The 14,872-nt window shown below is 65.9% G+C and carries 14 protein-coding genes and 1 tRNA gene; 13 read left to right on the top strand and 2 right to left on the bottom strand.

Features of this window, described 5'->3' with window-relative positions:
• Nucleotides 1-13: 13 nt before the first annotated feature.
• From petA to ABIS05_RS15805, 6 genes are all read left to right on the top strand, one after another.
• On the top strand, nt 14-610 hold the full coding sequence (gene petA, locus ABIS05_RS15780; RefSeq protein ID WP_348013756.1) for a ubiquinol-cytochrome c reductase iron-sulfur subunit: 597 nt from the start codon (nt 14-16) through the stop codon (nt 608-610).
• A 19-nt stretch (nt 611-629) separates the two neighbouring features.
• On the top strand, nt 630-2,036 hold the full coding sequence (locus ABIS05_RS15785; RefSeq protein WP_348013757.1) for a cytochrome bc complex cytochrome b subunit: 1,407 nt from the start codon (nt 630-632) through the stop codon (nt 2,034-2,036).
• A gap of 20 nt (nt 2,037-2,056) precedes the next feature.
• Nucleotides 2,057-2,827, top strand: coding sequence for a cytochrome c1 (locus tag ABIS05_RS15790; protein ID WP_348013758.1), 771 nt, complete (start codon nt 2,057-2,059; stop codon nt 2,825-2,827).
• A gap of 139 nt (nt 2,828-2,966) precedes the next feature.
• Complete coding sequence (locus ABIS05_RS15795) at nt 2,967-3,584, top strand: glutathione S-transferase N-terminal domain-containing protein (protein WP_348013759.1); 618 nt, start codon at nt 2,967-2,969, stop codon at nt 3,582-3,584.
• Between the two features lie 128 nt (nt 3,585-3,712).
• Nucleotides 3,713-4,231, top strand: coding sequence for a ClpXP protease specificity-enhancing factor (locus tag ABIS05_RS15800; protein WP_348013760.1), 519 nt, complete (start codon nt 3,713-3,715; stop codon nt 4,229-4,231).
• Between the two features lie 38 nt (nt 4,232-4,269).
• Nucleotides 4,270-4,345: transfer RNA gene (locus tag ABIS05_RS15805), tRNA-Thr, on the top strand.
• A 33-nt stretch (nt 4,346-4,378) separates the two neighbouring features.
• Here the strand turns inward: ABIS05_RS15805 and ABIS05_RS15810 are convergent.
• Nucleotides 4,379-4,717, bottom strand: coding sequence for a hypothetical protein (locus tag ABIS05_RS15810; RefSeq protein WP_348013761.1), 339 nt, complete (start codon nt 4,715-4,717; stop codon nt 4,379-4,381).
• Nucleotides 4,718-4,890: 173 nt separating this feature from the next.
• On the opposite strand from ABIS05_RS15810, the gene secA reads away from it, so the two are divergent.
• The 6 genes from secA to ABIS05_RS15840 all read left to right on the top strand — a co-directional run bounded on the left by secA (nt 4,891) and on the right by ABIS05_RS15840 (nt 13,062).
• Nucleotides 4,891-7,635, top strand: a complete 2,745-nt coding sequence (secA, locus tag ABIS05_RS15815; RefSeq protein ID WP_348013762.1) for a preprotein translocase subunit SecA — start codon at nt 4,891-4,893, stop codon at nt 7,633-7,635.
• A 224-nt stretch (nt 7,636-7,859) separates the two neighbouring features.
• Nucleotides 7,860-8,354, top strand: a complete 495-nt coding sequence (locus ABIS05_RS15820; protein ID WP_348013763.1) for an FxDxF family PEP-CTERM protein — start codon at nt 7,860-7,862, stop codon at nt 8,352-8,354.
• Between the two features lie 27 nt (nt 8,355-8,381).
• Entirely contained in the window at nt 8,382-9,068 is a 687-nt protein-coding gene (locus ABIS05_RS15825) for a PEP-CTERM sorting domain-containing protein (RefSeq protein ID WP_348013764.1), read from the top strand.
• A gap of 89 nt (nt 9,069-9,157) precedes the next feature.
• Nucleotides 9,158-10,387 carry a bifunctional glutamate N-acetyltransferase/amino-acid acetyltransferase ArgJ gene (argJ, locus tag ABIS05_RS15830; RefSeq protein WP_348013765.1) on the top strand — a complete coding sequence of 410 codons (1,230 nt, stop codon included), beginning with the start codon at nt 9,158-9,160 and terminating at the stop codon, nt 10,385-10,387.
• Between the two features lie 102 nt (nt 10,388-10,489).
• Nucleotides 10,490-12,616 carry a prolyl oligopeptidase family serine peptidase gene (locus tag ABIS05_RS15835; protein ID WP_348013766.1) on the top strand — a complete coding sequence of 709 codons (2,127 nt, stop codon included), beginning with the start codon at nt 10,490-10,492 and terminating at the stop codon, nt 12,614-12,616.
• Entirely contained in the window at nt 12,613-13,062 is a 450-nt protein-coding gene (locus ABIS05_RS15840) for a GNAT family N-acetyltransferase (RefSeq protein ID WP_348013767.1), read from the top strand. Before ABIS05_RS15835 ends, ABIS05_RS15840 begins: the two co-directional genes overlap by 4 nt.
• On the opposite strand, the gene ABIS05_RS15845 is transcribed toward ABIS05_RS15840, so the two are convergent.
• The gene (locus ABIS05_RS15845; RefSeq protein ID WP_348013768.1) at nt 13,059-14,339 is read right to left on the bottom strand and encodes a hypothetical protein; all 1,281 of its coding nucleotides are present in this window, start codon (nt 14,337-14,339) and stop codon (nt 13,059-13,061) included. The genes ABIS05_RS15840 and ABIS05_RS15845 overlap by 4 nt on opposite strands.
• 171 nt (nt 14,340-14,510) lie before the next feature.
• On the opposite strand from ABIS05_RS15845, the gene ABIS05_RS15850 reads away from it, so the two are divergent.
• The gene (locus ABIS05_RS15850; RefSeq protein ID WP_348013769.1) at nt 14,511-14,867 is read left to right on the top strand and encodes a hypothetical protein; all 357 of its coding nucleotides are present in this window, start codon (nt 14,511-14,513) and stop codon (nt 14,865-14,867) included.
• The last annotated feature ends 5 nt before the right edge of the window (nt 14,868-14,872 follow it).

Below are 14,872 nucleotides of genomic sequence, written 5' to 3' on the forward strand. Positions count from 1 at the left end.
TTAGAGGACCCTCATGAGTGACCAGCAAGTGGACCAAGGCAAACGCACCTGGTTGATTGCAACCGGTTGTGCCGGCGCCGTGGGCGGCGTCGCGACTGCCGTGCCCTTTGTCAGCACTTTTGCGCCAAGTGAACGCGCCAAAGCCGCCGGCGCCCCGGTCGAAGTGGATATTTCCGCCATCAAGCCGGGTGAAAAACTCACCGTGGAATGGCGTGGCAAGCCGGTCTGGATCGTGCGTCGCACGCCCGAGCAACTGGAGTCCCTCAAGAAGAACGACTCTCAGCTGGCCGATCCCAACTCTGATCGCAAGGCTTTCCCCATTCCCGAGTACGCGAAGAACGAGAACCGCTCGCTCAAGCCGGAGTACCTGGTCGTCGTGGGCATCTGCTCGCACCTGGGCTGCTCGCCGAGCGACAAGTTCACGACTGGCGCGCAGCCTTCGCTGCCGGACGACTGGAATGGCGGCTTTCTGTGCCCCTGCCACGGCTCGACCTTCGACATGGCCGGCCGCGTCTTCAAGAACAAGCCCGCGCCCGACAACCTCGAGGTGCCTCCGTACAAGTTCCTCACCGACAGCCGTCTGCTGATCGGTGACGACAGCAAGGCCTAACGAGAAAACGGGACGAGACATGGCTGAATTCAAGGATGCTCCCGCAGGCGCCTCGGTAGGTGTGAAGACCATGACCTGGCTGGAGAACCGGTTCCCGACCGCGTTCGACGCCTACAAGGTCCACATGTCGGAGTACTACGCGCCGAAGAACTTCAACTGGTGGTACATCTTCGGCTCGCTGGCACTGCTGGTGCTGGTGATCCAGATCGTCACCGGCATCTTCCTGGTGATGCACTACAAGCCGGACGCGGGCCTCGCCTTCGCGTCGGTCGAGTACATCATGCGCGACGTGCCCTGGGGCTGGCTGATCCGCTACATGCACAGCACCGGCGCCTCGGCCTTCTTCGTGGTCGTCTACCTGCACATGTTCCGTGGCCTGATCTACGGCAGCTACCGCAAGCCGCGTGAGCTGGTCTGGATCTTCGGCTGCGCGATCTTCCTGTGCCTGATGGCCGAAGCCTTCATGGGCTATCTGCTGCCCTGGGGCCAGATGTCGTACTGGGGCGCCCAGGTCATCGTGAACCTGTTCGCCGCCGTGCCCTTCGTCGGCCCGGACCTGGCGCTGATGATCCGCGGCGACTACGTCGTCGGCGACGCGACGCTGAATCGCTTCTTCAGCTTCCACGTCATTGCCGTGCCGCTGGTGTTGCTCGGCCTGGTGGTGGCCCACTTGCTAGCCCTGCACGATGTCGGCTCGAACAACCCTGACGGCGTCGAGATCAAGAAGGGTCCCAAGGACGCGAGCGGCAAGCCGCTGGATGGCATCCCCTTCCACCCGTTCTACACGGTGCACGACCTCTACGGTGTCTGCCTGTTCCTGATGGCCTTCACCGCCGTCATCTTCTTCGCGCCGGAAATGGGTGGGTACTTTCTTGAGTACAACAACTTCATCCCCGCCGACCCGCTGAAGACGCCTGCGCACATCGCCCCGGTCTGGTACTTCACGCCTTACTACTCGATGCTGCGTGCGACGACCGACACCATGGTCAACGTGCTGTGCGTGCTCATCGGTGTGGCAGCGCTCGTGAGCTTCCTGAAGGGCAAGTTCGGCGGCATCGTCAAGGTCGCGCTGCTGGTCGCAGCTGTCGTGGCGATCTTCCTGCTCAAGGTCTTCGACGCGAAGTTCTGGGGCGTGGTTGTCATGGGTGGTGCGGTCATCATCCTGTTCTTCCTGCCCTGGCTGGATCACAGCCCGGTCAAATCGATCCGCTACCGCCCCGACTGGCACAAGTACCTGTACGGCGTGTTCGTGGTGTTCTTCGTCTGGCTGGGCTACCTGGGCATCCAGCCGCCGAGCGACATCGGCACCCTGGTGGCGCAGATCGGCACCTTGTTCTACTTCGGCTTCTTCCTGCTGATGCCGTGGTGGAGCCGCCTGGGTACGCCCAAGCCCGTGCCCGACCGTGTGACCTTCCACGCCCACTGAGCTGCGGAGCAAGAACACCAATGAAAAAGCTGATCGCTCTCCTGCTGGCCACGCTGGGCCTGGTCGGTGCCACCCAAGCCAACACTGGCGGCATCGAATGGGACAAGTTCCCCAAAGAGAAGATGTCGGACATGGCGGCGCTGCAGCACGGCGCCAAACTGTTCGTCAACTACTGCCTGAACTGCCACTCGGCCGCCTACATGCGCTACAACCGCATGCGCGATATCGGCCTGAGCGAAACCGAGATCAAGAACAACCTGCTGTTCGCGGCCGACAAGGTCGGCGAGACCATGAAGGTCAGCCTCGACGCGAAGGACGCCAAGGCGTTTTTCGGCGCCAACCCGCCCGACCTGACCGTCATCGCCCGCTCGCGGGCCGACGGCGCCAAGGGCTCGGGGGCCGACTACCTCTACACCTACATGCGGAACTTCTACCGCGACGACACCAAAGCCACGGGCTGGAACAACCTGGCCTTCCCGAGCGTCGCAATGCCGCATGTGCTGTGGGAACTTCAGGGCCAGCGCACCGCCAAGTTCGAAGAGGTCGCCGACCCGCATGACCACGCCAAGAAGACCCACGTCTTCGCCGGTTATGAGCAGCTCACGCCCGGCACTCTGAACGAGCGCCAGTACGACGAAGCCGTGGCCGACCTGGTGGCCTACCTTCAGTGGATGGGCGAGCCGGCACAGGCGCAGCGCTTCCAGCTCGGCGTCATCGTGTTGATCTTCCTCGTCTTCCTGACCATCTTTGCCTGGCGCCTGAACGCCTCGTACTGGAAGGACGTGAAGTAACAGCCAAGTCCCGGTGCCGCCTCACGGCGGTGCCGAACCACGCAGTGGGGCGCGCTTCGGCCACCCACTGCGTTTGCTTTTCAGCGCGGCCTTTGCCGTTGCGCCTTTTTGATTGACTGACCCCTCGGGAGCCCAAGCCATGATGGTCCTTTACTCCGGCACCACCGACCCCTACTCGCATCGCTGCCGCTTCGTGCTGTTCGAGAAAGGCATGGACTTCGAAATCCGTGACGTTGACCTGTTCGCGAAGCCTGAAGACATCGCCCTGATGAACCCGTACAACGAGGTGCCCATCCTCGTCGAGCGCGATCTCATCCTGTACGAATCGCACATCATCAACGAGTACATCGACGAGCGCTTCCCGCACCCGCAGCTGATGCCCGGCGACCCGGTGGCCCGCGCCCGCGTGCGCCTGTTCCTGCTGAACTTCGAGAAGGAACTGTTCGCTCACGTGAACGTCCTCGAAGGCCGCGGCACGACGACCAAGGCGACCGACAAGCAGCTCGAAAAGGCCCGTTCGCAGATCCGCGACCGCCTGACCCAGCTCGCGCCGATCTTCCTGAAGAACAAGTACATGCTGGGCGACGACTTCTCGATGCTCGACGTGGCCATCGCGCCGCTGCTGTGGCGCCTGGACTACTACGGCATCGACATGTCGAAGAACGCGCTGCCGCTGCTGAAGTACGCCGAGCGCATCTTCAGCCGCCCGGCCTACATCGAGGCGCTGACGCCCTCGGAAAAGGTCATGCGCCGCTGATCCACCCGCCCCCGAAGCGCGTTGCGCTTCCCCCTCAAGGGGGCGCCGCCAGTGGCCCGGCAAAGCCGGTTCCACGGCGGCCGCTGGGTTTCTAGTCGTACCGCGCCACAGCTGGGTTGTTGATCAAGATGGATAAATCGCAAGGGGTCGAAGGCGGCGCGGGCAATGGCACGTCCACCCGCCCCTACCTGATCCGCGCTTTGCATGACTGGTGCACGGACAACGGCTTCACGCCCTACGTGGCGGTCCATGTCGACCGCTCCGTGCAGGTGCCGATGGAGTACGTGTCCAACAACGAGATCGTGCTGAACGTCGGCTTCGATGCGACCAGCGGGCTGGACCTCGGCAACGAGTTCATCCAGTTCAAGGCCCGCTTCGGCGGCGTTGCGCGCGAGATCGTCGTGCCGGTGGACCATGTCGTGGCCATCTACGCTCGCGAGAACGGCCAGGGCATGGCCTTTCCGGCGCCCGACGCTGCGGCTGAAGGTGCGCCGACGCCGGCCGCAGTTGTGCCCACGCCCGAGCCGCGCCGGACCGGCCTGCGCCTGGCCAGCGATGCCGGAGACGAGGCGGGTGAAGGTGACGACACACCGTCGCCGGACGCGCCGGGCAGTGGCCCGCGCCCTACGCTCAAGCGTGTGAAGTGAAGCGGCAGGCAAGCGTCTAGAATGCGCTCCTGTTTTTCGCCGGCTTAGCTCAGTTGGTAGAGCAACCGCCTTGTAAGCGGTAGGTCATCAGTTCGAATCCGATAGCCGGCACCAATGCGAAACCCACTGCTCTTGCAGTGGGTTTTTCTATTTCTGCGCCAGCTTGACGCGGATGCGCCCGGGCAGGCCGGCTTGGGCCAGCAGCGCTTCCAGCCGCGGCAGCAGGTGGCGCAGCTTGGCCGCGACCGCTGCGTTGGCGACGAGCAGGCTCCAGCCCTCTTCGTCCAGCGGCCCGGGCTGGATGCTGGCCAGCAGGTTGCCGGGCAGGGCGGGGGTGATAACGCGCAGCCGGCGCCGCGACGCCTCCAGGCGTTCGCTCAGACGCATCAGCCCTTCGTGTGCACGCAGGGCCTGCGCCACCGGCATGGGCTCGGGCACGCTCACACGCTGGCCTTTGGGGGCGAGATAGCGTGGCGTGGATGACATCGGCGCAGTGTAGTCAGCCGCATCCGGCGTGGCATCGGTGCCCGAGGGCGCGCTGCTAAACTGCGCCGTTTTGCGCGGCCAGGCAAGTCCGACTTGCATTGCGTCGCCGTGCCCCCAGATTCGCGCGTCTTGCCAGCCTTGCCGGCACCCGACCAGCCCTCATCCTTCGCAGCATGTTGCCCAAGCTTCTCACCTCGATTTTCGGCAGCCGCAACGAGCGCCTGCTCAAGCAGTACCGCCACGCCGTGCAGCGGATCAACGCCCTGGAGCCGAAGTACGAGGCGCTGAGCGATGACGAGTTGCGCGCCCAGACGGCCGAGTTCAAGCAGCGCATCGCCGGCGGCGAGTCGGTCGACGACATCCTGCCCGAGGCCTTCGCCGTCTGCCGCGAAGGCAGCAAGCGGGCGCTGAAGATGCGCCATTTCGACGTGCAACTGATCGGCGGCATGGTGCTGAACGCCGGCAAGGTCGCTGAAATGCGCACCGGCGAAGGCAAGACGCTGATGGCGACGCTGCCGGTCTACCTGAACGCGCTGACGGGCAAGGGCGTCCACGTCGTCACGGTGAACGACTACCTCGCGCGCCGCGACGCCGAGTGGATGGGCAAGCTCTACACCTTCCTCGGCCTGACCGTCGGCATCAACCTGCCGCAAATGCCGCGCGAGCAGAAGCAGACGGCCTACGCGGCCGACGTGACTTACGGCACCAACAACGAGTACGGCTTCGATTACCTGCGCGACAACATGGTCTACGAGACGGCCGACCGCGTGCAGCGCGGCACGTCCTACGCCATCGTCGACGAGGTGGACTCCATCCTCATCGACGAGGCGCGCACGCCGCTGATCATCTCGGGCCAGGCGGACGATCACACCGACGTCTACCTGAAGATCAACGCCATCGTTCCCGGCCTGAAGAAGCAGATCGGCGAGCTGGACCCGCGCACCGGCGAGGGCGTCATCGATCCGGGCGACTTCACGGTGGACGAAAAGTCGCACCAGATCCACCTGACCGAAGACGGTCACGAGAACGCCGAACGCCTGCTGAGCCAGGCCGGCCTGATCGCCGAGGGCGCCAGCCTGTACGACGCGGCCAACATCACGTTGATGCATCACCTGAATGCCGCGCTGCGGGCCCACCACGTCTATCACAAGGACCAGGGCTACGTCGTGCAGGAGGGCGAGGTCATCATCGTCGACGAGTTCACCGGCCGCCTGATGAGCGGGCGCCGCTGGAGCGACGGCCTGCACCAGGCCGTCGAGGCCAAGGAAGGCGTGGAGATCCAGGCCGAGAACCAGACGATGGCCTCGATCACCTTCCAGAACTACTTCCGCATGTACGGCAAGCTGTCGGGCATGACGGGCACGGCCGACACCGAGGCCTACGAGTTCCAGGAGATCTACGGCCTGGAGACCGTCGTCATCCCGCCGAACCGACCGACCATCCGCAAGGACGAGTTGGATCTGGTCTACAAGACCGACAAGGAAAAGTACAACGCCGTCATCGAGGACATCCGCGCCTGCCACACGCGCGGCCAGCCGGTGCTGGTGGGCACGACGTCCATCGAGAACTCGGAGCTGATCTCCAACCTGCTGCAGGCGGCCAAGCTGCCGCACAACGTGCTGAATGCCAAGCAGCATGCGCGCGAGGCAGAGATCGTCGCTCAGGCCGGCCGCCCGGGTGTCATCACCATCGCCACCAACATGGCCGGTCGCGGCACGGACATCGTGCTGGGCGGCAACGTCGAGAACCAGGTCAAGTTCATCGAGGCCGACGAAGCCATCCCGGCCGATGAGAAGGCGCGCCGCATTCAGCAGCTGCACGACGAGTGGCAGGGCCTGCACGACAAGGTCAAGGCGGAGGGCGGGCTGCGCATCATCGCCACCGAGCGCCACGAGAGCCGCCGCATCGACAACCAGCTGCGCGGCCGTGCCGGCCGCCAGGGTGACCCGGGTTCCTCGCGCTTCTACCTGTCGCTGGACGACCAGCTGATGCGCATCTTTGCCGGTGAGCGCGTGCGCGCCATCATGGACCGGCTCAAGATGCCCGAGGGCGAGGCCATCGAGGCCGGCATCGTCACGCGCAGCATCGAAGGCGCCCAACGCAAGGTCGAGGCGCGCAACTTCGACGTGCGCAAGCAGCTGCTGGAGTACGACGACGTCTCCAACGACCAGCGCAAGGTCATCTACCAGCAGCGCAACGACATCCTGGAAGCCGAAGCGCTGGTCGCCCAGATCGCGTCCCTGCGCGGCGCGACGCTGACCGACGTGGTGCGCACCTTCGTGCCGGTCGAGAGCGTGGAAGAGCAATGGGACCTGCCGGGTCTGGAGCAGGTGCTCAAGGACGAGTGGCAGCTCGAGATCTCGCTGGCCGAACTGGTCAAGTCCAGTGACTCGATCACCGACGACGAAATCCTGGAAGCCGTCGTCAAGGCTGGCGACACGCTGTTCGACGGCAAGCTCGAACGCGTCGGCATCGAGCAGTTCAACCCCTTCATGCGCATGGTGCTGCTGCAGAGCATCGACCAGCGCTGGCGCGAGCACCTGGCCGCGCTGGACTATCTGCGCCAGGGTATCCACCTGCGCGGCTACGCCCAGAAGAATCCCAAGCAGGAATACAAGCGCGAGGCTTTCGAGCTGTTCTCGCAGCTGCTCGACGTCGTCAAGATGGAAGTGACACGCACGCTGATGAATGTGCGCATCCAGAGCCAGGAAGAGGCCGACCAGGCCGCCGAGGCCATCGAGCGCCGCGCCGAGGCTGTGTCGAACGTGACCTACCAGCACCCCAACGAGGACGGCTCCATCTCTCGGGACGTCGACCCCGAGACCCTGCTGGCCGAGTACGGCCACGTCGGCCGCAACGACCCCTGCCCCTGCGGCAGCGGCAAGAAGTTCAAGAGCTGCCACGGCAAGCTGGCCTGATTTCTCAGGTCTGAACTCCTGACGGGCCGGCTCAGCCGGCCCGTTTTCATTGGGTCGGCGGGCTGTCTGGCCCCACCCATCTGGGGGGAAATACGTGCGTTTGAGCACAAACCATGGCGCTCGCCACACGCATGAGGGGTGCTCGAGTCGAGGCCATCCCCCTAGAGTGCAGTCCAACAGAGCCCCAACGGGGTTTACCCGATAGAAGTTTCAGAAAGTTCGTCATGAAAGCCCTGCTCACCGCTGTCGCAGCCGTCGTCTTCGCCACCAGCGCCGCTGCCGGTACCGTCAATCTCAGCAACTACGGCCACCAGGATCTGACGGGCTTTGGCACTGATTTCGACGATGTCTACGCACTGAACCTCAGCAGCAACACCTGGGTCAGCGGTCTGCTGACGACCGGCGCCCAACTCGGCGGCCTGCCCGGCATCGACATCCAGTCGGTCACGCTGCGCCGCCTCGGCGCCGGCCTGGACTGGACGGAGATCCTGGCCATCAACTGGGATGTTGCCGACGGCGGCATCGAAAAGTGGGCCCTGACCCCCGTGCAACTGGCCGCTGGCCAGTGGCAGCTTGAAGTTAAGGGCGTCAGCTACGCCGACAAGACCGGCAATGGCTACAGCGCCAGCGTCGAACTGCCTGAGCCCGCCAGCGTTGCCCTGGCTGCCCTGGCCCTGGCCGGTGCCGGCCTGGCCAGCGCCCGCCGCCGCAAGGCCTGAGCCCCACACGGAAACCGGATGATTCCCATGAAAAGCATTGTTGTTGCAAGCCTCCTGACCGTCGGCGTCCTGGCCTCCCAAGGCGCCGTTGCGGCAAACCCTGTCACCATCAAGTGGGCGGGCGTCGACATGGCCGGCACCAAGCTGAGCACGATGGACGATGCGGTCTCCACCGACGTGGCCCTGACCAGCAATTACGCCACCACGGCGCTGAACTACAGCTACGTTGCCAGCGGCGAGAGCTTCGTCGCCTACTGCATCGAGCCGACCGAAGGCAATGGCCGGGCGATGCGCGACCGCATCTACAACGTCGAGAGCTTCTCCGGCGCTCAAGCCCAGCAGCTGCAAGGCCTGTTCTCCAGCAGCTACGCCGGCTTGACGACCTACAACGACAAGGCTGCCTTCCAGCTGGCCATCTGGGAACTGGTCCGCGAGACGAGCGGCACCTTCAGCATCGGCGGCGGCAGCTTCCATCTGTTGGGTGACGACGCGACCACCGCTGCTGTGACGGCTAAGGCCGGTTCCTTCCTGGCTCAGGCACTGAGCTACAGCGGCTCGGCCCATTACTCGCTGACCAAGCTGACCAATGACGGTCTGCAGGATCTGGTCGTCGCCACGGCGATCACGGCCGTGCCGGAACCCGAGTCCTACGCCCTGTTCCTGGCCGGCCTGGGTGTCATGGGCCTGCTGGCCCGCCGCCGCCTGCCGCGCTGATTTCAGGCGCTGGCTTGCAAAGGCTCCGTCGGGAGCCTTTTTCGCTTCTTAGAATCCCGGCGCCGTCCCTGACTCCTACCGAGCGCGCCATGCCCGTCAATCTCCTCGCCCCCGATCCTGCCTCCCTGTTGCCCGTGCCGGGCGTGCGCCTTGGCGTGACGATGGCCGGCGTGCGCAAGGCTAACCGGCGTGACCTCAGCGTCATCGCCCTGGACGAGGGCGCGGCCGTGGCCGGCGTCTTCACGACCAACCGCTTCTGCGCCGCGCCGGTGCAGGTTTGCCGCGAGCACCTGGCTGCGGGCTCCGGCGTGCGGGCGCTGCTCATCAACACCGGCAATGCCAATGCCGGCACCGGCGCCGACGGCCTTGCACGTGCGCGCCAGACCTGCCAGGCGCTGGCCGACCTGATCGGCTGCCAGCCCCAGCAGGTGCTGCCGTTCTCCACCGGCGTCATCATGGAGACGCTGCCGGTGGACCGCATCACCGCCGGCCTGCCCGCCGCGCTGGCCGCACTGCGGGACGACGGCTGGGGTGAGGCCGCTTTGGGCATCATGACGACGGACACGCTGCCCAAGGCCGCGTCGCGCCGCATCACCCTCGGCGGCGTGCCGGTCACGCTGAGCGGCATCTCCAAGGGCGCCGGCATGATCCGGCCCAACATGGCCACCATGCTCGGCTTTGTCGCGACCGACGCCAACATCGCCCCGGCCCTGCTGCAGCCGCTGGTGAAGGAAGCCGCCGACGCCTCCTTCAACCGCATCACCATCGACGGCGACACGTCCACCAACGACTGCTTCCTGCTGATCGCCAGCCGCAAGGCCCAGCACGCCGAGATCACATCGCTGGACAGCGCCGATGCGAAGACCTTGCGCGAGGCGCTGATCGCGCTGGCGCAGGAGCTGGCCCAGGCCATCGTGCGCGACGGCGAGGGCGCCACCAAGTTCATCACCATCACCATCGAAGGTGGCCGTGACGAGGCCGAGTGCAAATTGGCGGCCTACGCGATTGCCCACTCGCCGCTGGTCAAGACGGCGTTCTTTGCCAGCGACCCGAACCTGGGCCGCATCCTGGCAGCGGTCGGCTATGCCGGCATCGGCGACCTGGACCAAAGCCTCATCGACCTCGACCTGGACGACGTTGCCGTGGTCCGCCAAGGCGGACGCCTGAGCAGCTACCGCGAGGAAGACGGCCAGCGCGTCATGAAGCAGAGCGAGATCACCGTGCGCGTCGGCCTGAACCGCGGCGCGGCCAGCGCGACGGTGTGGACCTGCGACCTCAGCCACGACTACGTCACCATCAACGCCGACTACCGCAGCTAAACCCTTCCCGGGCCTGCCCCAGGGTTTCACCGCATGACCATCGGCGCCCCGGCTCGGGGGCGTCGAGAATCGCCAGCTTCTCGATCCTGGGACACCCTCCAGATGAAGCTCACCCTGTCCTCCGTCGCCATCACAGCCGTCGTCGCCACAAGCGCCCAGGCCCAAGGTCTCAACTACCCCGTCACGCGCAAGGTCGATCAGGTCGACGCGTATCACGACACGGCCGTCGCCGACCCCTACCGCTGGCTGGAAGACGACAACAGCGCCGAGACCAAGGCCTGGGTTGTCGAGCAGAACAAGGTCACCGACAGGTTCCTCGAAGCCATGCCGCAGCGCCTGCCCACGCGCCGCATCTACACCGAGCTCTACAACTTCGAGCGCTACGGCATCCCCTTCAGCGAAGGCGGCCGCTACTTCTGGAGCCGCAACGACGGCCTGCAGCAGCAGAACGTCATCTACACGGCCAAGTCCCTGAAGGACGCCCCGGTCATCGCGCTGGACCCCAACCTGCTGTCCAAGGATGGCACCGTGGCGCTGACCGGCCTCGTGCCCTCGCGCGACGGCAAGCTGCTGGCCTACGGCATTGCTGGCGCCGGGTCGGACTGGCAGGTCTGGAAGGTGCGCGACCTCGCCACCGGCCAGGACCTGGAAGACAAGATCGACTGGGTGAAGTTCAGCAGCGCCGCCTGGACGGCCGACGGCAAGGGCTTCTTCTACTCGCGCTACGACGCGCCCAAGGAAGGCGTCAAGCTCACCGGCGCCAACTACTTCCAGAAGCTCTACTACCACCGCCTGGGCAGCCCCCAAGCCGAGGACGTGCTGGTCACCGAGAACCGCGACGACAAGGAATGGGGCTTCGGCGCGGACGTGTCCGACGACGGCCAGCTGCTGCTCATCAACGTGTGGAAGAGCGCCGGCAGCAAGAACGGCCTGCTCGTGCTGCCCCTGCCCAAAGGCAGTTTTGTGGGCGGCAAGCCCCAGCCCATCACGCTGGACTTCGACGCGCTGTACAGCCCCGTCGCCGTGACCGGCGGCAAGCTCATCGTCAAGACCGACAAGGGCGCGCCGCGCGGCAAGCTCATCGTCATCGACCTGAAGAACCCCGCGCCGGCCGACTGGAAGACGCTGGTGCCCGAAGGCCCCGACGCGATGACCAGCGCCTCCGGCGTGGGCGGCCGCTACCTGCTGAGCTACCTGCACGACGCCGCGACGCTGGTGCGCGCGCACGGCGCCGACGGCAAGCCGCTCAGCGAGGTCAAGCTGCCCGGCGTGGGCACCGCCAGCGGCTTCGGCGGCCGCTGGAGCGACACTGAAACCTTCTTCAGCTACACCAGCCTGACGACGCCTGCCGAGGTGCACCGCTACGACGTCAAGACCGGCGCGATCACCTTGTTCAAGAAGCCCAAGACGGCCTTCAACGCCGACGAGTTCGAGACCCGCCGCGAGTTCGTCACCAGCAAGGACGGCACGCGCTTCCCCATCTTCATCGCCGCCAAGAAGGGCCTGAAGCTGGACGGCACGAACCCGACGCTGCTCTACGGCTACGGCGGTTTCAACATCGCCATAACGCCGGCCTACGGCGTCACGTCCGCCACGTGGCTGAAGATGGGCGGCGTCTACGTGATCGCCTCCATCCGCGGTGGCGGCGAGTACGGCTCGGCCTGGCATGAGGCCGGCACCCAGCTGAACAAGCAGAACGTGTTCGACGACTTCATCGCTGCCGGCGAATGGCTGGTGAAGAACCAGGTGGCCAGCCCGGCCACGCTGGCCATCAACGGCGGCAGCAACGGCGGCCTGCTCGTCGGCGCCGTCGCCAACCAGCGCCCCGACCTGTTCGCCGCCGCCGTGCCGCAGGTGGGTGTGATGGACATGCTGCGCTACCAGAACTTCACCATCGGCTGGGCCTGGGCCACCGATTACGGCACCAGCGACAAGCCTGACTTGTTCAAGGCGCTCTATGCCTACTCGCCCATCCACAACATCAAGAACGGCACCAAGTACCCCGCCGTGATGATCACCACCGGCGACCACGACGACCGCGTTGTGCCGGCGCACAGCTTCAAGTACGCCGCCACGCTGCAGGCCGCCGACACGGGCACGGCACCCAAGCTGATCCGCATCGAGGTGAACGCCGGCCATGGCGCCGGCAAGCCGACGTCCAAGATCATCGAGGAGCGCAGCGACATCCTGGCCTTCATCGCCAACACGATGAAGCTGGACGTGAAGTGACGGCGGCGATCATTGCCGGTCAGTTGCGCGACCTGGGCGTCGATGACCTCGACGCCCTGCTGGGGCTCTACCAGCACCTGAACGTCGGCGACGCGCCGCCCTCCGCTGCAAGCGTGCGCGCCGTATTCGCGCATCCGGGCCTGCGCCACTTCGGACGGTTTGACGGTGATGCGCTCATCGCCACCTGCAATCTCGCCGTCATCCCGAACCTGACGCGCGGGGGGCGCAGCTACGGGGTTATCGAGGACGTGGTGACGCACCCCGACCATCGCCAGCAGGGCCATGGTCGGGCCGTCATTCGCCATGCCATCGAGCAAGCGTGGGCCGTGGGCGCTTACAAGGTCGTGCTGACCACCAGCCGCAAGGACCCGGCCGTCTGGGCCTTCTACGAGCGCTGCGGCTTTGACAGCGGCGACAAGCGCGCCTTCGTCATTCGCCGAACCTAGAAGTTCACCGCCTTGGTCTTGAGCCCGCGCGCCACCAGCGTCGCATTGATGAGCTGGGCCTGCTCTCGGTTCGGGAACGGCCAGACCGTGGCGCGCCAGCCCTCGGGCGTCTGGATGACGTCGGCCTGCAGAGTTTCGGGGTTGCTGTGCATGCCCACCAGGCCGGCCCGCATCTTCTTCAGCAACGCCTCGGCCTCGGCCTTGCTGCCCGGCGGGCCGACGAGGGCGACGGCCTGGGTCGGAGACGCGGCCAGGCGTGTCAGGCGTGAGTCGGGGGGCTCGGCGTTCTTGGAGGTCTCGGCGGCTTTTTCGGGCGCCGAGTCGGTTGTCTTGTCGGCCGGCTTCTCCGCAGGCGCAGACGCGACCTTGTCGGAGCGCAGCGGCGGGCGCTTGATGCCGTCGGTTCGTTCCACCAGGTGTGGGCGGATGTCGGGCGGCGGGTCGGCCGGCTCGCTGGCGCCGGCTTCGGCCGCGGAGGCAGCCTCGGCGGCGCTGGCGGCATCAGAAGCCGGCGCCGATGCAGATTCCATCGCAGCTGAAGCTGCCGAAGCCGAGTATGCCGAGGAAGCTGTTGAAAGCCGTGAAGCTGGTGCCGAGGGCGCAGACGCCGCGACCGGCGGCGGCGCGGTCACCGGCTCGGCCGCGTGGCGCGGCCACAGCGCCCAGGCGGCCACCGCAACCAGCACCGCCAGCACGCCGCCTGCAAGCCCCAGGCGCAGCGGGTCCCACAGTCGCCGCCCCGCGATCTGCGACGGGATGCCTCGCCCGCACAGCACGCGCGTGCGGGCGCTGCCCACGTCGACGCCGGCGCTCATCAGATACAGCTCGAAGGGCCAGCCGCCGTGGGCGCTGGCCAGCTTCTCGTCGATGACGATGACACGCCAGGGGCGCGAGTCGGGCGTGGCGGGCGGCTCGGCATAGCCATGGGCCAACGCAAAGCTCTCGATGCGGCGCGGGCTCAGCCCCGGCAGGAACTTCTCGCTGAAGGCGCGCCACTGCTGGCGCTGCCGCCGCCCGGGCAGCTTGGCCAGCCCTTTCAACCCATACAGCCTCTGCGACCAGACTGCCCAGCGCGACGCGGGCGGTGAGCCGAGCAGTTGATCAAAGGCGCTGACCACGTCGGTCAGGACCGGCTCGACGAAGCCGCCGGCCTGCGCCGACGCCCGCACGAAGGGCAGGGCGATCACGCCGATGGTGTGCACATCCTCCACGCCGATGCGGCGTGCGAGGGGGTGGCGGTTATGCCAGTCAACGATCTGTTCGGCCAGGCGCTCCATGTCTTACCCATCTTCGCCGCACAGCGGCAAACCCGGCCGCCGAAATGGCTCGCGAACTCCGCCTAAATCTCAAACCCAGCGTGTCGATTGCCAGCCGATTCGTTCGTCGAGAGGTGTGGCGAAGCATGCAGTTCGGTATGCAGGACCGCAATCAACCACCAGGAGCATCACATGAAGAACTTTCTCGCTGTCTTCACGGGGACCGATGAAATGATGGGGAAATCCGGCTGGGGAGCGCTCAGTGAAGCCGCACGGCAAGAGCGCATGCAGGCGGGAACTAAGGCATGGCATGCCTGGATGGCTGACAACGAGAAACAGATCGTCGTGTCAGGCAGCCCCGTGGGCAAGACGCGGCGCGTGTCGGCGGGCGGCATTGAAGATGCCCGCAACGCGATTTGCGGCTACATCGTGGTCGCTGCCGCATCTCAGGAGGCCGCCGCAGAGATGTTTGTCGGCCATCCGCACTTCACCATATTTCCTGGTGACGCGGTTGAAGTCATGCCATGCCTTCCTGTGCCGGCGGCATGAAAGGG

It is taken from the genome of Roseateles sp. (genome assembly GCF_039929605.1).
Classification (GTDB): Bacteria; Pseudomonadota; Gammaproteobacteria; order Burkholderiales; family Burkholderiaceae_C; genus Pelomonas.